This is a genomic window from Streptomyces sp. NPDC006602 (assembly GCF_042870385.1).
Lineage (GTDB): Bacteria > Actinomycetota > Actinomycetes > Streptomycetales > Streptomycetaceae > Streptomyces.
This window is the reverse complement of record NZ_JBIAHG010000020.1, coordinates 19,622-42,422: the sequence shown is the minus strand read 5'-3', so window position 1 is coordinate 42,422 and position 22,801 is coordinate 19,622. Positions and strand designations below refer to the sequence as shown.

The window sequence follows — 22,801 nt, the reverse complement described above, 5'->3', positions numbered from 1 at the left end:
GAACCCTCCGTGCGGATGCCGTCGCCGTGGGCCCTGCCCGCGCTCGACAGGCCGTTAGGGTGGCGTCGTGGTCAATGCAGCGGGCAAGTTCGGTCCCTACAACCAGCCGGTGCCCGCGCGGTCCGCGCCGGTCGGCGGGGCATGGGACACCCGCGTCCTGGCCAGCCGTGGGCCCACTGGAGCGGAGCTCGTCCGGTCCAGGATCGCCCTGCGGGTGCGTCTGAGGTCCGTCGCGCCGGGAGACCGGCTGCCGGACGCGGGCGTCCTCGCCGAGGAGCTGGGGATCAGTGAGATCACCGTGCGCCGCGCGCTGGAGGCCATGTGCCAGGACGGCCTGCTCGACCGCCGTCGGGGCCGGGCGGGCGGAACCTTCGTCGCGGCCGACTGGGACTCGGTCGTCGCCGTGCTGCACGACGCCGACGAGGCGGCCGCGCTGGACTCCTTCCATCTGCTGCTCGAATGCGGTCTCGTGGCGCACAGCACGGGCGAGGTCCCGGACGGGCGGCTCGACGGACTGCGGGCGCTGGTCGAGGAGATGGACCTGGCGGCCGCCCCGGCCCGGCTCCTGGAACTGGAGACCCGTTTCCACCTCGACCTCGCGGAGACCCTCGGCGGCACCGGGATCCGCGAGTTCGCCGCCGATCTGCTCGGCCGACAGTGCCTGCTGGGGCCCGCGCCGGCCCCCGCGGTCGTACGGGCCCGCAACCGCTGCCACGCCGACCTGCTCGACGAACTCACCCGTGGCGCGATGGACCCGGCGGTACACGCGGTGAAGGCACACCGGCGCGCAGGCCTGAACTGATCCCTTCTCCCCCTTTCCCTCCCTTCCCTGTGTCGCCACCCCACAGAAGGAGCTGTCGCCATGCCGGACCCCGGAGCTGTCGGCCCGTCGTCGGCGTCGGGCCCCGTCACTGGCGCGCCCCAGCGGCTGCGCGGCGGCGTCCTCGGCATGGCGGACATCGCCGCCGCCACGATGGCCAACGTCGGCCCGGCGATGAGCTTCTTCTTCGGCTTCGCCTTCCTGGCCACCACCGCCGGGGTCGCGTCCCCACTGACCATCGTGGCGGCGGGCGTGGCGGTCGCGCTGCTCGGCAACACGCTGGCCGAGTTCTCCCGGGCGCACCCCTCCGCAGGCAGCTTCATCACCTTCGTCGGCAAGACCTTCGGGCCGGTCAGCGCGGTGACCACGGCCCTGCTGGCCGGGCTCGGCTACATCGTCGCCATGGCCTCGGTGATCGCGATCTCGGGCGGCTTCGTGCAGATCACCCTGCACCACTACACGGGCGTGGACCTGCCGTGGATCATCTGGACACTGCTGCTGACCGGACTGTCGGTGGTGTTGATGCTGCGCGGGATCGTCGTCTCCACCAAGTGGGCCGGCTACTTCTTCGGTGTGGAGATGCTGGTGCTCGTCGTGGTGTCGGTCGCGACGATCGTCGAGCACCGCGGCGACCTCTCCGCCGCCCCGTTCCTGCCCGGCCACCTCACCCACGGACTCAAGGGGCTGGCGGCCGGCTTCCCGCTGGCGGTGTACCTGTTCATCGGCTGGGAGAACTCGGCGGCACTCGCGGAGGAGACGGAGAACCCACGGCGCAACGTCGGCCGCGCCGTGTTCTCCTCCGTCGCGATCATGACGGTGAGCTACATCCTCTTCTCCTACGCCACGGTGACCGGCTTCGGATACGACGTGGACCGGCTCGGTGCCTCCCGGATCCCCTTCATCGACGTCGCCCAGCACACGCTCGGCGCGCTGGCGCTCCTCGCCTACGTCGGCGGCCTGACCTCCACCCTGGGCGTGCTGATCGCGGGCATCAACTCCCAGGCCCGCCTGGTGTTCAACGCGGGGCGGGAGGGACTGCTGCCGTCCTTCTTCGGTTACGTCCACCCCACGCGCCGTACGCCGAACAACGCGATCGTCACCTTCACCGTCACCGCGCTGCTGATCATCGGAGGCTGGGGCCTGGGCCACCTGCTCGGGTCCGGCAGCGGTTCGATGAACCCCGTGGTCTTCTTCACGGAGTCCTCGAGCCTCGGCGCCATCCTGATCCTGCTGGTCTACCTCGCGTCCAACATCGCCCTGCCGCTGTACTACCGCAGATACCGCCCGCAGGAGTTCCGGACCGTCCGGCACCTCGTGCTGCCCGCGATCGGCGCCCTCGCCATCCTGGTTCCGCTCTACTACCTCGCCAAGCCCGGCCAGCCCGCCCCGTACAGCTGGTTCCCGTACGCGGCCCTGGCCACCCTGCTCGCAGCCGTCGGCTACGCGACCCTCCTGGTCCGCCGTGATCCCGGCCTGGCCGAACGGGTGGGCTCCGTCGTCGCCGACGCGGAGTGAGCCGACGGTGCCGACCACTGTCAGGCCGGAAGGAGCTCGCTGCCGTCACCCCGGTCGGACGGGGTACTAGTGGCTTGTCACGCAGCCTTGGCCGGGTATTCGGTCCACTGCCGGGTGGGTGACTCGGGTGCGAGCGGGTCGTCGGCTCGGCGCGGGCGTTGTGCCAGCGGACAGGGGAGGCGTTTGAGCTGCCAGTTGCTTGATCGGGGCTGCCGTTGGATGGCCGCCCTCTTAATCCGAGTTCAAAGGCGTGTTGCAACGCGGATCAGGTCAGCAACTGTACGAAGGCGGCTGTGCGGCGGCCAGGCGATCACCGTTGCCACGGGCGGAGCGTCCAGGACCGGCACGGCGGCGAGGTCCCGGCGCAGGTCGGCGCCGGCCGACTCGGGAATGACCACAGTGGTACGGCCGAGCGCGATCAGCTGGAAGAGCTGTGTCAGGTTCCGTACCTCTGCGCCCGGTCCCTCTGGGTAGCTGCCGCTGGGACCGGGCCAGCGCGCCATCGGGAGCTCTGGCAGCGTGGTGACGTCGGCCATCCGGATCTGAGAGCGGCTGGCGAGCGGGTGTGAGGCCGGCAGGATCGCGACCTGTCCCTCGGTGTACAGGGTTTCGGTGTCGAGCCCGGCTGCTGAGTCGAAGGGCAGGTGCAGCAGAGCTACGTCGGCTTGCCCGTCCTGCAGCAGCAGCTGGTGCTGGTGTGCCTCGCAGAGCAGTAGCTCGACGGTGGCTGCGCCGGGTTCCGCGGCGTAGGCGTCGAGCAGTTTCGTCAGCAGTTCGCCAGCGGTGCCGGACTTCACGGCGAGGACAAGGCTGGGGTGCGCTGTCGCGGCCCGACGGGTACGCCGCTCAGCTGCGGTCACTGCGCTGAGGATCGCGCGTCCTTCGGCCAGCAGCACGCCTCCGGCCGCGGTGAGCGTGACCTTGCGGCTGGTGCGTTCCAGCAGTGCGATTCCGAGCCGCCGTTCGAGCTGGGTGATCGCGCGGGACAGGGGCGGCTGGGCCATCCCGAGGCGCTGGGCAGCCTTGCCGAAGTGCAGCTCCTCGGCGACGGCGACGAAGTACCGCAGCTCGCGTATTTCCATGAGTCCAGGCTAATGACGGCAGACGGCAGATCGATACCGACCAGGTATCGCTGCACTACCGAGATGGTGTTGGTGCCCGGCCGCAGCACGAGCATGCTCGCTGTCATGAGCGAGAAGACGATCGCGCTGGTCACCGGCGCGAACAAGGGGATCGGGTATGAGATCGCGGCCGGGCTGGGTGCGCGGGGCTGGAGTGTCGGTGTCGGCGCCCGGGACGAGCGACGCCGGGAGGACGCCGTGGCGAAGTTGCGCGCGGCCGGCGCCGACGCGTTCGGCGTACCCCTGGACGTGACCGACGGCGGGAGTGTGACCGCCGCGGTCCAACTGATCGAGGAGCGGGCAGGACGGCTCGACGTACTGGTCAACAATGCCGGCGTTGCCGGCGGCTGGCCGGAGGAACCCACGACCATCGACCTCGAGACCGTGCGGCGACTGGTGGAGACCAACGTCATCGGCGTCATCAGGGTCACCAACGCAATGCTGCCGCTGCTTCGCCGCTCGGAGCACCCGCGGATCGTCAACCAGTCCAGCCACGTCGGCTCCCTGACACTGCAGACCACGCCCGGCGTCGACCTCGGGGGGATCAGCGGGGGCTACGCGCCGACGAAGACCTACCTCAACGCCGTCACCATCCAGTACGCCAAGGAGCTGAGCGGCACCAACATCCTGATCAACAACGCCTGCCCCGGTTACGTGGCCACCGACCTCAACGGATTCAGCGGGACCCAGACCGCCGAGCAGGGCGCGGCGATCGCCATCAGGCTGGCGACCCTGCCGGACGACGGCCCTACCGGCCAACTGTTCGACGACAACGGGGTCGTGCCCTGGTGACCTGACCCTCGGATACGTCCTCGTCGATCAGGCCGCCGCCGGTCGGACCCACGTGCACCCTGCGAAGATCGCTGTCGCTGGGCTGGACGACGTCCCATGGCTTTACGCAGCCTTGGCTGGGAATTCGGTCCAATGCCGGATGGGTGACTCGGGTGCGAAGCCCGTCTTCGGCTCGGCGCGGGCGTTGTGCCAGCGTATGTAGGCGGCGATGGCGGCGTTCTGCTCGTCGTGCGTGCGGTGGTCCGTGCCGTTGAGTGCGAAGTAGCGCAGCGCGGCGAACTCGGACTCGATCCAGTTCAGCCAGGAGCCGTAGGTGGGTAGGAAGACCAGCTCGATGTCGTTGTCGGCGGCCCAAGTGCGGACCTCGGCGTGCTTGTGCGGGGAGAAGTTGTCCAGCACGACGTACAGCTTCTCCTTGGGCCAGCGGGCTCGCAGCGCCTTCAGCAGGCCGAGGAACTCGTGCCACCGCTTGCGCTCGCGGATGCGGTAGTACATCTTGCCGGTGGCCAGATCGAGGGCGGCGAGCATGTGCATCACGCCCTCGTAGCGGTTGTAGGTGGCCCTCAGCCGGCGCGGAGCACGAAGTGGCCTCCACGCTTTGCCCTTGCGCGGCTGGAGACCGAGCGGGCCGAACTCGTCCACGCAGACCACCCGGCCGTCGACGGGCGGCGTGTCGTAGAGCTCCAGGACCCGGTGCATCTTGGCGATGAAAGCCGGGTCGGTGGATGCCTTCCATGTGGTCGTCGTCTGCCAGGAGACCTTGCCCTCGCGCAAGATCCGGCGCAAGGTCTCCCGGCTGAGGGCGGCGACGACCTTGTGCTTGACCAGGTGCTCGGCGAGCTTGGCCAGGCTCCAGGTGGAGAATGCTTTGATGCCCCAGTCACCGGGGGACGTTCGGGCGATCAGGCAGATGCGCTCGCGCACCTGGTCACCGATCGTCTTCGGCCGCCCCCCGCTCCATTTTGGGTCCAGCGCGTCGAAACCCCCTTCGTTGAAGGCGTGGATGACATCGCGCACGTAGTCCTCGCCGACCTGCAGCAACGAGGTGATGTCCCCTACCGGCTGCCCCTGCGCGGACATCAGCACCACGATCGCCCGCCGCAGCCTCACCGGGTCCTTCGACGTCCGGCTGATCCGCTGAAGCCGCCGGCCCTCCTCCATGCTCACCGACCGGACGAACACTCCCGGACGACGCCCCACAACCACCTCCAAGATCAAGTCCCGGAGACAGCCTGACGGACTACCAGCGGCTGATCAATTTCCCGGTCGACTAATCGAGCCGAGCCACTAGCCTCGCCGTTTCGGTTGGGCTGATGAGATGTCGTTGATCGTCAACTGTCGGGTGGGCGAGGTGTTTTCGCTGCTTGGGCATGGCGGAGTCCCGGCGCGCTGGTCGGTTTCTCCAAGGTCTTTCGGGTCATGGGCGGGCAGGGGTTCGCCGGTCAGGCGGCGGGACGGGGCAGTGCGGCGAGGCGGTGGAAAGCCGTGGCCAGTTCGTGTCTCCAGGGCCAGGTCGCCGATATCCGTAGGCGCAGACGCCGGCCGCCGCGGGTGAGGCGGGCGGCGACGTGCAGCAGCCGGTAGCGGAGCTTCTTCGGCTCGGCAGCCGCGAGCTCGCCGTCCAGTAGCAGGAAACGGGTCCAGGCCAGCAGGTCGATCGCCGCGAGGCTGAGTTCGAGCCAGACGGCATTGATGCCGAAGTCGCGGGAGGGGAAGCGGCCGAATCCGGTGGTCTTGCCGCAACGGATGTGGTCCTCGACGCATGCATGCCCGCGGTGACGGACCTCCAGGAACTGGGCGGAACCACCATCGCAGGACGGGGTGTCGGTGAGGAACGCCTGGTGCCGCAGGCCCTCGTCCTGGTCGAACAGGGACAGCTGGGCTCCGGGGTGCGGGCGTTCGCGGCGCATGAGGTTCCCCCGAGATGCGGAGTGTGTTGACAGAGGGTCAGATGGGACTCATGAGAGGAACATCGACCATGGCTGCCCCCAGAAAGTACTCGCTGGAGTTGCGTGAGCGTGCGGTGCGGATGTATCGCTCCGCCGAGCCGAAGCCGCAGATCAAGAAGCTCGCCGTCGACCTCGGGGTGCATCCGGAGGCACTGCGTGGCTGGATCCGTCAGGCCGAGGCGGACGCCGGCGAGCGCGACGACCGGCTCACCACCGATGAACGCACCGAACTCGCCGCGCTGCGCAAGGAGAACGTCCAGCTCAAGCGGGCGAACGAGGTCCTGCGGACGGCCTCGGTGTTTTTCGCGGCGCAGCTCGACCCGACCCGGCCCAGGTGACGGCGCTCATTGACGAGCACCCGCGCCTGGGGGTCGAGTGCGTACTCCGGGAACTTTCCATCGCCTCCTCGACGTACTACCGCTGGCGTCGTGCCGAGCGCGAGCCGTGCGAACGCCGGCGCCGGGATGTGGAACTCACCGAGCAGATCAAGGAGATCCACGCCGACTCGGGCGGAACATACGGCTCGCCGCGCGTGCACGCCGTACTCCAGCGCGAGGGCGTCCACGTGGGCCGCAAACGGGTCGAGCGGTTGATGCGCGAGGCCGACATCGCTGGCATCAGCCCACGCCGGGGCGGCTTCACGCGCCGCGATCCCAAGGCCACCCTCGCCCCGGACCTGGTCGAGCGGGACTTCACCGCGCCTGCGCCGAACCGGCTGTGGGTCACCGACCTCACCATGATCACCACCGGTGAGGGGCCCTTGTGGCTCTCGGCGATCCGGGACGCGTTCTCCCGCCGGGTGGTGGCCTGGGAGACCTCCGCCCGCGCGGACGCCGACCTGGTCCTGACCACCCTCGAATACGCGCTCGCGAGCCGGGAAGTCGAACCGGGCTGATCCACCATGCGGATCACGGCTGTCAATACACATCCGTGAAGCTCACAACGCGACTTATAGGAGCGGGAGATGATCATCAAGACGGAGTGCATCCGCGGCCGCGTCTTCGCCACCCGGGCCGAGGCGAATCTCGCGCTGTTCGAGTACATCGACGGCTTCTATAACTCCCGGCGCATCCAGAAGCGGCTCGGCTACCTCAGTCCGGTCGAGTTCGAGGAAAAGCACTACTCCGACCAGGCAACGGCAGAACGAACGAACCTGAAACCCCGTCAACCTGCCCTGACCAGCTGATCAGCACCTCCCGCACGCCGGGGGAACCTCACTCCTGGACCTGCACCAGATCCTCGTCACGCCGATACCCGGATCGCCCGCCCGCACATTGGAACAGCTACACGCCCGAACAACCCCTGCGGAACCCCGTCGCTGACAGTTATTGAAATACGGGCCCCCGCGGTGCCGGTGTACTGCCGCGACACGCACGCCGAGGCATTGCCGTCCTTGAGGAACCCGGTGTCGTCGAAGATCAGCGCCTTCGGCCGGATCGCCGCCTCCATCCGCCAGGCCAACCGGGCCCGCACGTGCGCCGGATCCCAAGGGCTCGTCGTCACGAAATGGGCCAGGGCCTGCCGGTTCCCGTCCTCGCCCAGCCGGGCGGCCATCGGCTCGACCGACTTGCGCTGCCCATCGGTGAGCAGACCTCGCAGGTAGACCTGCCCCCACCGACGCTGATCATTACGCGCGAACGGCTCGAAGACCTCTGCAGCAAAGTCCTCCAACTCACGCCGCACAGATGCAAGTTCCTCCGGAGTCACACGCCTTCAACGACACTCCAGACCCACAGGACACGCATCGTCAACACCGACGTGACCAAGCCCTACTACTGCCCTGTGCCTTTAAGTCGGTCGATCCCGCACTCGACGGCATGGCGCTCGCGGTAATCCACCGCATGGAAACGCGGCGGTTCGGCCGCCACGGGAGCCGAGCTTCCTGCGGTTGCGGGCTTGGTCAGCCCTTGGACTTGTAACAATTGGTGCGGGTTCTCCCCCTTTTGCGACCGGCGCTGTCCGAATCGCGCCCTGGCGAAGTCCTGCCATGGCGGGAGACAGCCAGCGCCAATTGTGCGTTTCCTGAATCTCCGTCACTAACCTCGAGTACACGGGGGGTTGGACACTGTGGCGCCGGGCATTCCGCCCTGCCTTCAGGGAGTTCGCTCCCTCCCGATGTCACTGGTAATCGCGACATGTAAGCAAGGCGGGGGAATGAACGAGACGGCCACGGCCCAGCCAGTTGCCAATCTGATCCTGAGCGCGCAGGCGGGGAGCCACCGCGCGATGAACGATCTGCTGCTCCACATCACGCCGTTCGTACGGCGGCTTTGCTCCTCGGTCGACGCCGGGCACCGGCCCGAGGCGGTCCAGGAATCGCTGCTCGCAGTGTACCGGGGGCTGCGGACCCTCAGGGAGCCCGCGGCGTTCTACGGCTGGGTGCGCGCCGTGACGGTACGGGAGGCCGCACGTACCGCACGGCGCGCGGGACAGGCCGCGACGGCCGAACTGGTCGACCAGCCGTCTCCGGGCGACCCTTCGCTCGGTGTCGCCATCACCGACGTCCTGGAGCGGCTGCCCTCGCACCAACGAGACATCCTCACGCTGCGCGCGGTCTACGGCCTGGAGGAGCGGGAGACGGCAAGCGTGCTTTCCCTGCCGGTCGGCACGGTGCGCTCCCGGTTGCACCGCGCCCGGCGGAACTTCCAGGACGCCTGGCACTGACCCGGCCGTCCACGTAGACGGCCCCGGCCGGGTACGTCGGACGCCCCGGTCCGGGTACGTCAACCGGCCCCGCCTGGGCCGCAGTCGGCAGCGGTCCAGGTCAGGACCGCGCCGTCAGCCCAGCGGACGTGGACGTGCAGGACCCGCTCCGGCGTCCCCCGTGCCCGGGCGGAAAAGCCCCCGGGCACGGGGCGGATGGCGATACCGAGCAACGTTGTGGGCCGCTGCGGTGGCGGGAGCAGCGCGTGCAGCGCCTTGTACGCGGACTCCTTTGCGGAGAACAGCTCCCGCAGACGGCGTTCGCAGGCCGCGTCCGCGCCGTCGGCGGTGGACTCGTCGGCGCTGCCGGTGCCGGTGAGGAACAGCCGTTCCTCACCGGTGAGCACCACCCGGCCCGCGGCCGGCGGCAGCGGGTGGCGCTCCAGGTCCACGCCGAGCCCGGCGCAGTACGCGACGGGAGCGGCCAGTGCCACAGCCACTCCTCCGGAGTGGCTGAGGGAGCCGACGCTGCCGCGCGGTAGGCGGGGCCGGACCCCGTCCGCCTCGTACGGGATCTCCGCGGCGGCGCCGCCGGGCTGTCCGGACCGGGCCAGGGCCCGCCGCAAGGCGGCCCGCCCCGAGAGGAACGTCCGGGCTCTGGCGGGAAGTTGGCCCGCGCACAGCTGGCCCTCGACCGGGCCCGCCGGGCGCAGTGCCGGCTCCGTCACTGTGGCAAGGCCCAGAGTCAGCCGACCCCCGCCGGAGCCGGGGAGCGTGGCCTCCACAACGGGGCGCAGCGCGAGCAGTGCACGCACCACGCCCGCTCCGTCATCGAGCCGCGGCTTCGGCGACACCGCGCTCACCGCGGCGCCCCCGCCCCACCCCTGCCCGCGCTTTCGGTGTCTGCGCTCAGCACTGCGCACGCAGTTGGGCCGGCCACCCCGCCGGGTCGTCGCCGAGGTAGCCGCTCAGCCACTCCGCCCAGCGCTCGAGGCCGAAGGCCCAGCAGACGGAGAAGCCCGGCTGCCCGGCGAAGGCGATGTCGAAGCCCTTGCCGAAGTGCTGGTTGTGGTAGTTGAGCGAGGAGACCGCGACGCCCGAACCGTCGTGCGCCATCCGGCCCACCAGTTCGTACTTGACGTCCATCGCCGCCTGGTACTGGGCCATTTGCGGGCGGGCGCTGGTGAAGAACGGGTCCGAGGCGGGCTGCACCTTGCACGGCAGGCCGAGGCTCTCGGCGAGCGAGAGGAGTTCCTTGAGAACCTGGGCGTGGAAGGCGCGGGCACCTGGCCGGTCGCCGACGTACACGATCTCGCGCATGCTGAACGACCAGCGGCGGGTCGGCGAGGTGTCGGCGGTGGCCTTGCCCTCGTAGCGGCTGCACTGGCCGGTGGCCGTGACAGTCAGCGGCTCCTCGAGGCGCGCGCCCTGGAAGCGCTCGAAGAGCCCCATGCACACGGCGGGCGCGAGGGCGACCGGGGTGAACTCCAACTCGGCCGCGCGGCTCGCCGGATCGGTGGCGATGCCGAAGCGGTCGAGCGCGTCCAGGTCGGGGCGCACGACGCCAGCGGCGGTGATGTGCTGCGGGAAGTTGCCGGTGTAGCCGGCCTTCTCCAGCGTGGTCCAGGGCAGTAGCGCGGGCACCGTGTACTCGGTGGCGCCGAGCCGTGCGGCGGTCTGCCCGAGCAGCCGCTCCAGCACGCGGATCAGCAGCGCGTTCCGGGGGCCGCTGACGAACAGGCCTGGGCCGATGCGGCCGTCGGCGGGGGTGTCGCCGAGCGGGCCGCACGAGGCGGGCGCCGCGGGTTCGGCGGCAAGGTCCCAGCGGTCGAGGCGGGTACGGTCCGCCCGCTGCGGGGCGCCTGCGAACCGCTTGAACGCCTCGCCGAGGAGCCGCTCGACCCGGTCGGCGTGCACATCGTCAGTGGCGCCGAACTCGATCTGGGGCACGGACTCCAGGTGGATTCGTCCCTCGTCGGTGCCGTCCAGGCAGTAGCGCAGCATCGCGCCGAACTCGCGGCGGTCGTCGGGATGCAGCTCGCCTGGGGCCAGCCAGGTTCGCCGGACCGGGGCAACGGTGTCAGTCATGCTCGTGAAACCTCTCTCCATCACACACGGGGCACGCTGCCGACGGGCTGCGGCCGCCGTGCGAGTCGCGCAAGGACATTGGCGATCAGCAGCTGTCCGTGGTCGTCGAACTGCGTCATCAGGGACTCGGGGTGGAACTGCACGCCCGCCAGCGGCCGGGTCTCGTGCTCGACGGCCATGGCCACCCCGTCCGGGCAGCGGGCGGTGACCCGCAGACCGGGCGGCAGGGCCTCGGCATCGGCGTACAGAGAGTGGTAGCGGCCGGCGGTGAACCGCGGTGGCAGACCGTGCAGCAGTTCCCCGCCACCGTCTACCACCGAGACCAACGACGGCTTTCCGTGGAAGGGGCGGTCGAGCACTGCGAGCCGCCCGCCCAGGTACTCCACGATGGCCTGCATGCCGAGGCAGACGCCGAACACCGGGATGCCGTGATCCTCGGCGATGCGCAGGGTGCCTGCCGTGTCGTGGTCCTCGGGGCGGCCGGGCCCTGGCGAGAGGACCAGCAGGTCGGGATCGACGTCCGCCACAAGGGACTTGTCGAAACCGCTGCGGTAGGTCGAGACGCGGGCGCCCGCCTGCCGGAGGTAGCCGGCCAGCGTGTGCACGAAGGAGTCCTGGTGGTCCACAAGCAGCACCCGCGGGGTGTACGCGGAGCCGTCCACGCCCGCCGCGGCAGCCACCGTGCCGGGCTCACTGGCCGTAAGGCAGACGCGGGGCGCCCCGGAGCCAGACATGGTGGCGAGCACGTCGAGGAGCGCCTTCGCCTTGAGTTCGGTCTCCTGCTCCTCGGTCTCGGGCACCGAGTCGTAGAGCAGTGTCGCCCCGGTACGTACCCGGGCGCGGCCGTCACGCAGTTGCACAGTGCGCAGGGTGAGGCCGGTGTCCAGGGTGCCGTCGAAGCCGATGCGGCCGACGGCACCGCCGTACCAGCGGCGTGGGGAGCGCTCGTGCTCCTCCAGGAAGGCGACGGCCGCGTGCTTGGGTGCGCCGGTGACCGTCACCGCCCACATGTGGCTGAGGAAGGCGTCCAGCGCGTCCCGCTCCGGCCGCAGCACACCCTCGACGTGGTCGACGGTGTGGATCAGCGTCGAGTACATCTCGAGCTGACGGCGCCCGATGACGCGGACGGTGCCGGGCTCGCATACCCGGGACTTGTCGTTGCGGTCCACGTCCGTGCACATGGTCAGCTCCGCCTCCTCCTTCTCGGAGGCGAGCAGGGCCTTGATCTGTTCGGCGTCCTCAAGGGCATCGCGGCCGCGGGCCGCGGTGCCGCTGACGGGCGCCGACTCCACACGCCAGCCGGTGCCGTCGGCCGTGTGCCGCGCGTGCACTCGGACGAACATCTCCGGTGAAGTGCCCACCAGGTGCTCGCCCTCGCCGAGGTTCATCAGCATCTGGTACGGCGAGGGGTTGCGGGTGCGCAGTGCCCGGAACAGCTCCGAGGGCGGGCAGGGCACGGGCCGGTCGAAGGTACGGCTGGCCACCACCTCGAACAGGTCGCCCGCGCGGAACCGTTCACGTGCGGCGTCCACCAGGGTGGCGTACTCGCCCGGGGCGTGGTCGTCGAAGGGGCCGTCCGTGGGGCTCCCGGCACGGAATGGCTGCGCGGGTGTGGTCCGCGGCAGTCCGTGCGTGCTCCGGCCCTGGGCCGTGAACTCGTAACTGTGCCGCCAGGCGGTTCCCGCCACCGGGTCGGTGATGGTCACCTCGTCCGGCAGGTGCAGCACCAGATCGCGGTCGTGGTCCGAGCGCCCGGGCTGCCGCAGCGGCACGGGGTCGAAGGCGAGCACGAGGTCGTAGCCGAAGGCGCCGTAGAGACCGAGGAAGTCCCCTGCGGGGCCGGACAGTGCGTCGCGTACGGCGCGGACGAAGTCGAAGGCGCCCGGCCGTCGCGACCGGTCCTCCTCGCTGAACCTGTCCTGGCCGGGCGTGGTGCGCACCAGTCCGGTGAACCCCCGGTCCCCGGCGGGCCCGCCGGGGGAAGTGAGTTCGCGGACTTCACGCAGGGCCCGTTGTGCCGCCGTGAGCAGCACCGGCAGCAGCACCTCGCCGCGTGCGTTGAGCGCACGGACCTCCACCGTGCGCAGCCCGCGCAGCAGGATCTCGACGGGCGGGTCGATGTAGCCGACGGCGTGCCGCCGGTAGCGGTCGGGGGATTCGTAGTCGGAGCGCAGGACGGCACCCCTGCGGGTGTCCAGTGCGCTCTCCAGCTCCCGCATGGCGGACTCGCCGTCGACGGCGGTACGGGCGCGCTCGACGCGCACCCCGGCGCCAGTGGTCCACTCCCGGAGGAGCGGAACGGGCAGGGGGTGGGTGGTCATCTCAGTTCAGCACCCCGTCCAGAGCCGGGATCGAACCGTCCGTCAGGCCGGCGGCGAGTACGTTCCGCTTTACCTTCCAGGTGGCGGTGTGCGGCATGTGCTCCCAGGCCAGGTGCACCGGCTCCGGCAGCTCGGGCAGGTGCGCGACGGCAGCCTTCCAGGCGGCGCGGTCCAGCGGCAGGTCCCGGCGGGTGCTCACCACGGGCCGTACGGTGTCGCCGACCCGGACGAAGACGGCCTCGGTCAGGTCCGGGAGCGCCTCGATGAGGTAGTCCTCGGCGGCCAGCAGGCTCTCCAGGCCGTCCGTCTGGTCGAACTCTCGGTCCATCAGGTGCACACAGCCCCAGCGGGTCTTGTAACCGATGTCCTGGAGGTTCCACCAGTCGTCCTCGCGCCGCTCGTCGTACAGCTCCTGCTGGCCGACGTAGGTGAGGGCGACACCGGAGGACTTGGCCTGGATGTAGCCGTTGCGGGTGCCCTCGTCCTGCGGGCGGGGCCGGATCCGGGCCTTGGTCATGCCGGGGAAGACGAAGCCGACACAACGGCCGTCCGCCTTGCGGATGTTGCGGCGGGTGTAGATCCGCATGGTGACCGGGCCGGTCTCGGTCTGCCCGTAGGTCTGGATGAACAGCGGGGAGCGCCGCTTGCTCGCCCCGAGCAGAGTGCGGATGCTGCGCGGGTGGATGGCGTCGAAGGTGCTCATGAAGATGCGTACCCGCTCGAAGGGGCCGTCCGGGATGCCGACCAGCTCCTCCCAGTGCAGGTACATGTTGGGGTGGGCCTCCACGCAGCCCGGGCGGCACTCGGAGAGCACCTTGCGCACGCTGTCCACGTCCGCGTCCGCGAGCGGCGCGATGCCGATGCCGAGCTGGAGCGCGGTGGCCAGCGCCGCGTAGGTGCGTGCGTGCACGAACGAGATGCACATGGCGAAGGTCTCGCGGTACCGCAGCAGCTTCGCCATCTGCGCCTGAGTGTTGATGGGCAACTGCGTGCCGCGTCGCGCGGCGGCGACCAGCTTGGGCACCCCGGTGGTGCCGGAGGTGTGTGTGATCAGCGCGGGCGAGTCGTGCGGGATGTCCGGGTACGGCGGGGCCTCGCCCGGCACGGTGGCGGCCAGCGAAGGCAGCCCGGTCGGCTCGCCGTGCGTGAGCAGGACGGACGGCGCGTGCTCGCGCAGCGCCTCGAAGTGCTCCCCGGCGCGCGCCCGGGTGGCCGGGTCGGTGAGGAAGTGGTCCGGCTTGAGCCGGCTCATCATCGTCACCACAGTCGGCCACTCCAGGAAGGGCGCGAGCATCGCGGGGACCGCGCCGACCCGGCCGATGGCGCAGGCGAGGAAGAGAATGTCGGCGTTGTGGCTCTTGAAGACTGCCACGGTGTCCCCGGGGCGCACACCGGCGGCGTACAGCCGGGCGGCCGTGTCCTCGACGAGCTCGGCGACCTGTGCGTAGGTCGGCCGCAGGCCGAGACCGGGCGCGAGGTCGAAGGGCCGGTCCAGGTAGAACAGTGAGTCGGGGTACTTCTTCGCGGCCTGCTGGGTGATCAGACCCAGGGTGAACAGCTTCCCGGGCTTAGGCAGATCGTCGGGCAGGTTCATGTGCGGTCTCCTCTCCTGGAGGGGACTGGAGACGGTGCGGGCGTCTCGGACGTGGGTGGTGGGCGTACGGCGGCGTACGGCGGCGTGCGGGCACCGGGCGCCGACGGCGGTGGGGGACGCCGGCGGCGCGGGCAGCTGATCAGCCGCCAGTGGTGGTGGCCAGTTGGCGCGCGCGCTGGAAGGCGAAGGCGGCACGGGCAGGGGCCGAGCTGCGGCCGTCGGACTCGATGCGGTCCAGATACCACTGCACGAAGCGGCGGACCTCCGCACGGTCCAGGCCGAAGCGCTGGGCACCCTCGCCGCAGACGGACTCGGTGTTCGTCTGGTCGAAGCGCTTCCCGTTGATCATGTATGAGGCGTAGAACTGGATGCCTGCGTCGAGCTTCAGGTCGATCGCGGTGAGCAGCCCCCGGTTGGAGACGAAGCGGGGCTTGCGCAGTCCGGCGAGTGCGAAGACCTCCTCGATGACCTCGCCGACCTTCGGTGAACCGCCGTTGTTGAGGTGGTAGACGGTGCTCAGCGCGCCCTCACGGCCGATGGTGACGGCGTTCCTGGCCACCAGGTCGACGGGGACGAGGTCGCACTCGATGTCCGGGTCGGCGATGATCGGCACCTGCCGGTGCTGGAGCAGGTTGCCGAACTCCTTCTCCACGGCGCGGCGGAAGCGCAGTGCGGACGAGACGAAGCCGTACATGCCGGTGAAGCTGGTGGCGGCGCCGGTGGCGGAGTGCCCGATGACGATCGACGGGCGCAGCACACGCCACGGCAGGCCGGAGCCCGCGACCTCCTGCTCGCCGATGGTCTTGGTGGCCTCGTAAACGTTGTTGGCCGAGTCGGTGTTGCCGGGGAACTCCTCGCGCATCAAGCCGGTGCGCCTGCCCGCCACGTAGGCGGTGCTGACGTGGTTGAACACCGGCTCGCCGAGGGTTTTGGCGAGCGCCAGCACATTGCGCGTGCCGGTCACGTTCATCAGGTTGATCTCGTCGGCGTGCCGGTCCTCGTACTTGAGGGAGGCGGCGACGTGCCAGAACGTGCCGGGCGCGTCGCCTCCCGCGGCGGTGAGGAACCGGTCGGCGGACTCGGGCAAAGCCCCGTCCGTCATGTCCCCGGCGACGGCCCTGGTGCGCTCCAGGATCGAGGGCAGCAGACCGGGGACGCCGTACATCTCGGCCGCGTGGCCGAGGGCGTCGTGCAGGCGACGGGTCGCGGCCTCGTCGTCGCCGCCGCGCACCAGGCACACCAGACGGTCGGAGGTCTGCTGGAGCAGTTCCAGCGCGACGGCGCCGCCGACGAAGCCGGTCGCTCCGGTGATGACGTGTACGGCGGGAGTGGTGGTGGCGGTCACTGTGTGGCCTCCTGGCAGGTGTTGGGCAGGGTGGGGCTGTGGTGGGCGAGCAGGTGGGCTGCGATGGAGCTGAGGCTTTCGAAGACCTCCGGCGGGACGTCCATGTCCCACTCGACGGACAGCTCCTCCTCGATCCGGCCCAGGAGCAGGGTGAATGCCCAGGACTCCAGACCGATGCTGTTCAAAGAGGTCTCGGCGAGGCCCGTCCCGGGCAGGTCGGCCCGGTCGGCGACGACCTCGCGCAGTAGCGTGCAGAGTGCGGCGAGCAGCGCGTCGTCGCCCTCGGAGGCGACGGCCGGTGCGGCAGCGTCGCCCCCGGCCGCGTCCTCGGCGGCGGGGCCGCCGGCTGAGCCCGCGGCCTGGCCGTCACCGGTCTGCGGGGCCACGGCCGTCTCGCGGGCCAGGAGCGAGTCGAGGAAGCTTTGGACCCGGGCCTGGAAGCCGTCGCCGTCCTCCATGTACGGGAGGTGGCCGACGTCGTGCATCCACTCGACCTCGGAGTCCTCGATGAGCCGCCCGGCCTCCGCGCCGAGCTTCTCGTTCCACATATCGTCCTTGTCACCGAGAAGTAGCAGCGTCGGCTGCTTGATGGCGGCAAGGAGTTCCGGCCCGTCGGTGACCTGGGTGGCGCACTTGAGGTTGGTGAGCATCGGGTCCGGCGGGTGGATGGCCGTGAACGCCGACCGCAGTCCGAGGTAGCCGGTGGCACCCATCTCGCGCATCGCCGCCTCGCTGAAGACGACCGAGTACAGGTGGTCCCAGAGGGCCTGCGTGCCGCCCAGCTCAAGGGAGTTGATGCAGGCGCGCTCGGTGGCCCGGCGCCGGATGCCGTCCGAGGGCGTGCAGGACGGGCCGGTGAGGATCAGCCCGTCCACGCGCTCCGGGTAACGGGCAGCGAAGTCCCGGCAGATGAAGCCGGAGGCGGAGGTGCCGAGCAGGTGGGTACGCTCGATACCGAGGCCGTCGAGCAGCAGCCGCAGGTCCTCGACGTGGTCGTCCCAGGTCATGTCCGGGGAGACCGAGGAGGCGCCCTGGTTGCGCAGGTCGTAGGTGAGGACCCGGTTCCGCTTGGCCAGTTCGGCGGTGAAGTTGCGCCACATCGGCGCGATGATGAAGAAGTTGTTCACCAGGGTGAGGTGCGGGCCCTCGTCTCCCTGGATCTCGTAGTAGAGCTCGGTGTCGTCCGAGACGCGGAGCGTGCGCTCCGCGGTATAGCGCAGGTCGAGCGTCGGTGCGCTGGTCATGGTCTTCCTTCCGGCTCAGGTGCGCAGCAGCCTTTTGAGGATCTTTCCGGCGGGGCTACGGGGCACCTGGTCGATGAACTCCAGATGCCGGGGGCGTTTGTACGGCGCGAGGCGCTCGGCGAGGTGGGCCATCAGCTCGGCCCGGGTGACGGTCGGTGCGCCGTCGGCCTTGGTGTCTTCCGCCTCGGCGGGGCCGGTGACGACGTACGCCTTCGGCACCTCGCCGTAGTCGGCATCCGGGACACCGACCACGGCCGCGTCGCGCACCAGCGGGTGCGTGAGCAGCGCGCGCTCGATCTCGGCGGGGTAGACGTTCTGTCCGGCGCGCAGGATCAGGTCCTTGCGCCGGTCGACGAGGTGGATGAGCCCCGTTTCGTCGAGGAGACCGAGGTCACCGGTGCGTATCCAGCCGTCGACGGTGATCTCCGCGGTGGCGGCCGGGTTGTTCCAGTAACCGCGCATCAGTCCGGGGCCGCGTACGGTGACCTCGCCGACGGTGCCGCGCGGCAGTTCTTCGCCCGCCTCGTCGAGAACCCGTACCGACATGCCGGGGATGACCCGTCCCGCGGGCAGCGGGGCGTCGGTGCCGACGGCGAGGTGGTCGTGCGGGCCGAGGGTGGCGAACGGGCCGCCCACCTCGGTCATGCCGTACACCTGCCGGAAGCCGCAGTCGAGCCGCTTGGCGGCCTCGGCGTGCAGCTCGGCGGGCATCGGCGCGGCCCCGTACATCACCTCGCGCAGGGAGCCGAGGTCGGTGCTCGCCATGCCCTTGCTCTGCAGCAGGAAGCGGAGCATCTGCGGGACGAGCCAGACGTGCGTGGCACGGTGCCGCTCCATCGCCGCGAGCGCCCGCTGCGGCGTGAAGCCCGGCAGCACCACGACGGTGGCGCCCGCCGCCATGTAGGTGAGGGTGACCGTCATGCTGCCGTGGTAGAGCGGGCAGCAGTTGACCAGCACCATGTCGTCGGCCGGCGCCGCCGCGGCGAGCCAGCCGAGCGAGATGCCGCGGAACGAGGCGTGGTCGACGGTGACGCCCTTGGCCTGCCCGGTGGTGGCTGAGGTGTGCAGGATCGCGGCGAGGTCGCTGTCGGCCACGTCCGGGAGCCGGAAGGCGTCTGCGTCCTCCGCGTCCTGCGCAGCGCCGGTGCCCTGGGCCTGTGGGGCGGTTAGCTCTGCGTACTCCGGGCCGTCCACCGCGAGGCGCAGCCGCACTGGCAGTCCGGGGTGGCGCTCCAGCAGCGCGGCCTCACCGAGGATCACGCTGACTCCGGTGCGCCGCACCATGCCGGTCACCTCGGTCGCCGTGAGGCTGTGATTCAGCGGCACGAACAGTGCGCCGAGCTTGGCCAACGCGAAGTACGACTCGATGACCTCGATGCGGTCCACGGAAAGGAGGGCGACCCGGTCACCCATGGAGACGCCGCGTGCCGCGAGACCGCGGGCGAGCCTTGTCGTCCGCTCTTCCAACTCGGACCAGGTCACAGAGCGTTCGGAGTCGATCAGCGCCGTGCGGTGCCCGAAGCACTGCTGGTTGCGGTGCAGGAGCTGGCTGAGCCACATCAGGCGGCGCCCTCTGCCGTACGGCGCGCGGCGATCATGCGCTCGTAGTCGGAGATGGAGGACAGGCCGTCCATGTCCTCCGCGGTGACCTCCACGCCGGTGCGCTCCTCGATGAGCAGGACCAGGCGGACCAGGTCACCCGAGTCGACGCCGCTCGCACTGAGGTTGGCGTCGTCGGTGATCTCGCCGCCGAACTCCGTCATGCCGGTCAGTTCGACGAGCATCTCCCGTACGGTGCTCATGCGTTGCCTTTCGTTGTGGTGCCACTGAATGTGTTGTCCCAGGACCCGTCGCCGACGGGGCAGTCGTGCACGGCCAGCGCACCGCCGGCCGGCACGGACCAGGGCAGAAACCGGCTCGGGACGGAGCCGGCGCAGAAATCTGAGAACTCCTCGTGGGGCGACCGGTGCCGCTCGGAGAGGACCGCGAAGACCGGGTCGACGGGCTTGAACACGCCGTCGTCGTCGCGTACTTCGCACCAGGCGTGCTCGGCGTCGAGGACCCCCAGGTAGCGGCCGCGGCGGGTACGGGTGATGAGCCCGTCCGCCTCCGCCCTGCGCTGGAGTTCCAGGGAGCAGACCGTGCAGTCCATGATCCCTAGCCGTTTCGTCTCGGCCGGGTCGGTGCGCAGCCGCGGGTGCATCCACTGGAAGCGGTAGGGGCCGTTGCGCAACTCGCCCACCAGCGCGTCGAAGTGGCGCCGGGCCGTGGCCGAGAGCAGCGGGGCGCGCCACCCGGAGGTGGTGACCCGGCCGGTCAGGCGCAGCGCCGCGGCGTTCTGCACGACGAGTTCGCCGTCCTCGCGCACAGCAGGCTGCTCGCACTCCAGCGCGTCGATGCTGCCGCCGAACACCTCGGGCGTGGGCAGCGCGATCCGCCAGGTGCCGCCGGGGCACTGGGGTTCGCGGCAGCGCAGTCGCCAGTCCAGCGTCCAGTGGCGCGGCGGGGTCCAGGTGTCGGGGGTGCCCGAGGCGAACCGGAGCATCATCCGCTGCCCGGCCAGTGGAACGCTGGTGGTGGCACCGGAGTAGAGGGCCGTGTTCGCCAAGTCGTGGTAGTCGAAGCGGAGTCCGGCGCCGGAACCCTGGTGGGCGAGGCCGCCCGCCGCGAGCCGGTCGAGGAGGTCGTCCTTGCAGCCGAGCAGGGCCCGCGCCTCGTCCCGGCCCACCCGCAGCTCCCGGAACCGGCCCGGCATCGGCACGAGCTCGCGCAGGGCCGACAGCCAGGGCCGCAGCGCGGGGTCCGCACCGTCGTCCCCTTCCGGGGGCGGCGCGGCAGCGCGTGTGCGGACGTCAGAAGACATGGTGGCGCGGTCCTTCCTGGTGGGCGGGGCAGACAAGGGCCGCAAGCGCGCAGCGGGGCGCTTGGGCGGTGTGGGAGCGGCACGGGGCTGCGCGCCGAAGCGGCACGCACAACAAGAGAGTCCGGCACACCGCCCCGGCAATCCCTCACCCGTCGGAAAAGACGGTGTGGCGTACCCCATAGCCCTGCCGTGGATTGCGCGGTCGGTCCTCGACCTCATCACCCACGGGGGTGTCACGCCCTCAGCCCTGTCACGCCACCCCCGCGAAAGGGAGTTTGCGAAGTGTTTGAAAGGCTGTTGCACCTGCTGGAGAAGGGGCCGCGGCGTCTGCTCTGGACGGTCGGACTTCTCGCGCTCGTCTGTCTGACTGGCGGCGGATCTCAGATGAAGTCCATGACTATGGGCGTGGACGACTACGACGACTCGGAGTCGGCCGCCGTCCAGGTCCTCGATGACGTGGAGAAGGCCACCGGAGCCAACCTCGAACAGGGCTATGTCGTCCTCGTCGAGCTGGACGAGCCCGTCGACCCCCAGGCCGCCGAGCGGCCGGCGCAGTTGCGGCGCGCGGTCGACCTGATCAAGAAGCGGCCGGAGGTCACGGATGTCGCGGACTTCGTCTCGGCCAAGAACCCCGCGATGGTACGGAAGGACGGCCGGAGCACCTACTTCGTCGCCTCCGTCAAGGGGTTCGCGCCGGGCGGCGCCGTCACCAAGGCCGTCACGGAGACCCAGGACACCCTCGAGGCCGATAAGCAGCTGCGCGACAGCGTCACCCTCGGCGGCCCGACCGTTTCGAACGTCGAGGCCAGCGCGATCTCCAGCGAGGACCTCGGCAAGGCCGAGGCGCTGGCCTTCCCGATCCTGCTGATCCTGCTGCTCTTCATCTTCCGCGGCGTGATCGCGGCGCTGATCCCGCTGGGCGGCGCCCTCGTCTCCATCGCCGTGGCGCTGGGCGTGCTCGGCACGGTGATGACCGTGCTCGACCTCTCGATCTTCGCCCTCAACCTGGTGATGGCGCTCGGCATCGGCCTGTCCATCGACTTCAGCCTGCTGATCATCTCCCGCTTCCGTGAGGAGCTGCGGGCCGGCCACGACGCCCTCGAGGCCGTCGGCCGGACCATGCGCACGGCCGGCCGCACCGTCCTGTTCAGCGGCCTGACCGTCGCCGTGGCGCTGGCCTCGCTGCTCGTCTTCCCCCAGCGGTTCCTCTACACGATGGGCATCGCCGGTATCGCCACCTCCGTCGGTGCGCTGATCTTCGCGCTGCTCGGGCTGCCGGCGCTGCTCACCGCGCTGGGCGGGCGCATCAACAAGTGGGCGCCCAAGCGCTGGCAGCGCACGCAGGAGCAGAACCCGGGCCACGAGTCCGGCGGTCGCTGGTATCGCTTCTCGCACGGCGTGATGCGCCGCCCGGTGAGCGCCGCGGTGGCCGCGAGCGCGGTGCTCGTGGTCCTCGCACTGCCCGCCTTCGGCACCAAGTTCACCGGCATCGACTCCGCCTCGATGCCCGCGGACTCCGACGCGGGCCGGGTGTACGCGACCCTGGAGAAGGACTTCCCCGGCTCGCTCCAGTCGCCGGTCCACCTCGTCTCCGAGGCACCGGGGGACGCGGGTACCAAGCTCACCGCCTACCGTGAGCAGCTCGCAGGGCTCGACGGTGTCGCCGCCGTGACGCTGCCCCGCCCGATCGGCGACGGGATGTGGGAGACCCAACTGGCTCTCAAGGACGCACCGTTGTCGCTTGAGGCCCAGGACACCCTGGATGCGGTCCAGGGTGTGGACGCCCCGTACCCTACGGTGACCACCGGCAACACCGCGCTCTACGACGCGATGATGAGCAGCCTCGGCGACCATCTGCCGTTGAGCATCGCCCTGATGTCGCTCACCACGCTGCTCATCCTCTTCGCGATGACCGGCTCGGTGGTGCTCCCGCTGAAGGCGGTCATCACCAACCTGCTCACCCTCGCCAGCACCCTCGGCCTGCTCATCTTCGTCTTCCAGGACGGCAACCTGGAGGGTGTTTTCGACTTCAGCGGCCAGGGCGCGCTCCAGCCGACGATGCTCATCATCCTGCTGGCGGTGGCCCTGGCGATGTCCACCGACTACACGGTCTTCCTGTTCTCCCGCATCAAGGAGGGCGTGGACCACGGTCTGCCGGACCGCGAGGCCATTGCCATCGGTCTGGAGAAGGTGGGCCGCACGGTCACGCTGGCCGCGGTGCTCTTCTGCATCCCGATGGGTGCGCTGGTGCTGTCCCGCCTGATCTTCATCAAGCAGCTCGGCTTCGGCACGGCCGTCTCAGTCATCATCGACGCCACCCTCGTACGCGCACTCCTGGTGCCGTCGCTGATGGCGCTGTTTGGCAAAGCCAACTGGTGGGCGCCGGGTCCGCTGCGCCGGTTCCATGCACGCTTTTTGAGCGGACTGAACGAGCGGGACGAGCAGGCCGCGCCTGCGGCCGCAGGCGCCGGGCGTGAGTCCGTCGGCACCGGACGGGAGGCCTGAC

Annotated in this window: 19 protein-coding genes and 2 pseudogenes; 8 read left to right on the top strand and 13 right to left on the bottom strand. The window is 70.2% G+C overall.

Translation table 11 applies throughout. The features are described 5' to 3' along the window. The first annotated feature begins 67 nt into the window (after positions 1–67). Both ACFYO2_RS34685 and ACFYO2_RS34680 read left to right on the top strand, forming a co-directional pair. A complete protein-coding gene (locus ACFYO2_RS34685; protein ID WP_388357142.1) occupies positions 68–802 on the top strand; it encodes a FadR/GntR family transcriptional regulator in 735 nt (244 codons plus the stop codon). Between the two features lie 60 nt (positions 803–862). Next, positions 863–2,335, top strand: a complete 1,473-nt coding sequence (locus ACFYO2_RS34680; RefSeq protein ID WP_388357139.1) for an APC family permease — start codon at positions 863–865, stop codon at positions 2,333–2,335. A 242-nt stretch (positions 2,336–2,577) separates the two neighbouring features. Here ACFYO2_RS34680 and ACFYO2_RS34675 read toward each other — a convergent pair whose 3' ends face one another. Further along, a complete protein-coding gene (locus ACFYO2_RS34675) occupies positions 2,578–3,417 on the bottom strand; it encodes a LysR family transcriptional regulator (protein WP_388357136.1) in 840 nt (279 codons plus the stop codon). 93 nt (positions 3,418–3,510) lie between these two features. Here ACFYO2_RS34675 and ACFYO2_RS34670 point away from each other — a divergent pair, with 93 nt between their 5' ends. Further along, positions 3,511–4,248: an SDR family oxidoreductase gene (locus ACFYO2_RS34670; RefSeq protein ID WP_388357380.1), complete on the top strand. Its 738-nt coding sequence runs from the start codon at positions 3,511–3,513 to the stop codon at positions 4,246–4,248. A 102-nt stretch (positions 4,249–4,350) separates the two neighbouring features. Here ACFYO2_RS34670 and ACFYO2_RS34665 read toward each other — a convergent pair whose 3' ends face one another. Beyond that, positions 4,351–5,409, bottom strand: coding sequence for an IS630 family transposase (locus ACFYO2_RS34665; RefSeq protein ID WP_388357377.1), 1,059 nt, complete (start codon positions 5,407–5,409; stop codon positions 4,351–4,353). A gap of 281 nt (positions 5,410–5,690) precedes the next feature. Continuing rightward, positions 5,691–6,161 (bottom strand): annotated as a pseudogene (locus ACFYO2_RS34660) (transposase); the annotation flags it as partial. A gap of 65 nt (positions 6,162–6,226) precedes the next feature. Here ACFYO2_RS34660 and ACFYO2_RS34655 point away from each other — a divergent pair. From ACFYO2_RS34655 to ACFYO2_RS34645, 3 genes are all read left to right on the top strand, one after another. Then, positions 6,227–6,535, top strand: coding sequence for a transposase (locus tag ACFYO2_RS34655; RefSeq protein ID WP_388357133.1), 309 nt, complete (start codon positions 6,227–6,229; stop codon positions 6,533–6,535). Continuing rightward, the gene (locus tag ACFYO2_RS34650) at positions 6,532–7,092 is read left to right on the top strand and encodes an IS3 family transposase (protein WP_388357131.1); all 561 of its coding nucleotides are present in this window, start codon (positions 6,532–6,534) and stop codon (positions 7,090–7,092) included. The genes ACFYO2_RS34655 and ACFYO2_RS34650 overlap by 4 nt, the downstream gene beginning before the upstream one ends. A 69-nt stretch (positions 7,093–7,161) precedes the next feature. Then, positions 7,162–7,383 carry an IS3 family transposase gene (locus ACFYO2_RS34645; protein WP_388357128.1) on the top strand — a complete coding sequence of 74 codons (222 nt, stop codon included), beginning with the start codon at positions 7,162–7,164 and terminating at the stop codon, positions 7,381–7,383. 155 nt (positions 7,384–7,538) lie between these two features. Here ACFYO2_RS34645 and ACFYO2_RS34640 read toward each other — a convergent pair. Next, positions 7,539–7,904 (bottom strand): annotated as a pseudogene (locus ACFYO2_RS34640) (transposase); the annotation flags it as partial. Positions 7,905–8,351: 447 nt separating this feature from the next. Here ACFYO2_RS34640 and ACFYO2_RS34635 point away from each other — a divergent pair. Further along, positions 8,352–8,861, top strand: coding sequence for an RNA polymerase sigma factor (locus tag ACFYO2_RS34635; RefSeq protein ID WP_388357125.1), 510 nt, complete (start codon positions 8,352–8,354; stop codon positions 8,859–8,861). A gap of 59 nt (positions 8,862–8,920) precedes the next feature. Here the strand turns inward: ACFYO2_RS34635 and ACFYO2_RS34630 are convergent, their stop codons facing one another. The 9 genes from ACFYO2_RS34630 to ACFYO2_RS34590 form a co-directional block, all read right to left on the bottom strand. Then, positions 8,921–9,658: a 4'-phosphopantetheinyl transferase superfamily protein gene (locus ACFYO2_RS34630; protein ID WP_388357122.1), complete on the bottom strand. Its 738-nt coding sequence runs from the start codon at positions 9,656–9,658 to the stop codon at positions 8,921–8,923. A 91-nt stretch (positions 9,659–9,749) separates the two neighbouring features. Next, on the bottom strand, positions 9,750–10,928 hold the full coding sequence (locus ACFYO2_RS34625; RefSeq protein ID WP_388357119.1) for a hypothetical protein: 1,179 nt from the start codon (positions 10,926–10,928) through the stop codon (positions 9,750–9,752). 20 nt (positions 10,929–10,948) lie between these two features. Beyond that, entirely contained in the window at positions 10,949–13,249 is a 2,301-nt protein-coding gene (locus ACFYO2_RS34620) for an anthranilate synthase component I (RefSeq protein WP_388357116.1), read from the bottom strand. A gap of 1 nt (position 13,250) precedes the next feature. Next, positions 13,251–14,843, bottom strand: a complete 1,593-nt coding sequence (locus tag ACFYO2_RS34615) for an AMP-binding protein (RefSeq protein ID WP_388357113.1) — start codon at positions 14,841–14,843, stop codon at positions 13,251–13,253. Between the two features lie 139 nt (positions 14,844–14,982). Continuing rightward, the gene (locus ACFYO2_RS34610) at positions 14,983–16,188 is read right to left on the bottom strand and encodes an SDR family oxidoreductase (protein ID WP_388357110.1); all 1,206 of its coding nucleotides are present in this window, start codon (positions 16,186–16,188) and stop codon (positions 14,983–14,985) included. Continuing rightward, positions 16,185–17,432, bottom strand: coding sequence for an alpha/beta fold hydrolase (locus tag ACFYO2_RS34605; RefSeq protein WP_388357107.1), 1,248 nt, complete (start codon positions 17,430–17,432; stop codon positions 16,185–16,187). Before ACFYO2_RS34605 ends, ACFYO2_RS34610 begins: the two co-directional genes overlap by 4 nt. A gap of 15 nt (positions 17,433–17,447) precedes the next feature. Continuing rightward, entirely contained in the window at positions 17,448–18,992 is a 1,545-nt protein-coding gene (locus tag ACFYO2_RS34600; protein WP_388357104.1) for a class I adenylate-forming enzyme family protein, read from the bottom strand. Then, entirely contained in the window at positions 18,992–19,234 is a 243-nt protein-coding gene (locus ACFYO2_RS34595; RefSeq protein ID WP_388357101.1) for an acyl carrier protein, read from the bottom strand. The genes ACFYO2_RS34600 and ACFYO2_RS34595 overlap by 1 nt, the downstream gene beginning before the upstream one ends. Beyond that, positions 19,231–20,295, bottom strand: a complete 1,065-nt coding sequence (locus ACFYO2_RS34590; protein ID WP_388357098.1) for a hypothetical protein — start codon at positions 20,293–20,295, stop codon at positions 19,231–19,233. The genes ACFYO2_RS34595 and ACFYO2_RS34590 overlap by 4 nt, the downstream gene beginning before the upstream one ends. Before the next feature lie 384 nt (positions 20,296–20,679). Here ACFYO2_RS34590 and ACFYO2_RS34585 point away from each other — a divergent pair, with 384 nt between their 5' ends. Further along, positions 20,680–22,800: an MMPL family transporter gene (locus ACFYO2_RS34585; RefSeq protein ID WP_388357095.1), complete on the top strand. Its 2,121-nt coding sequence runs from the start codon at positions 20,680–20,682 to the stop codon at positions 22,798–22,800. Position 22,801 lies beyond the last annotated feature (1 nt).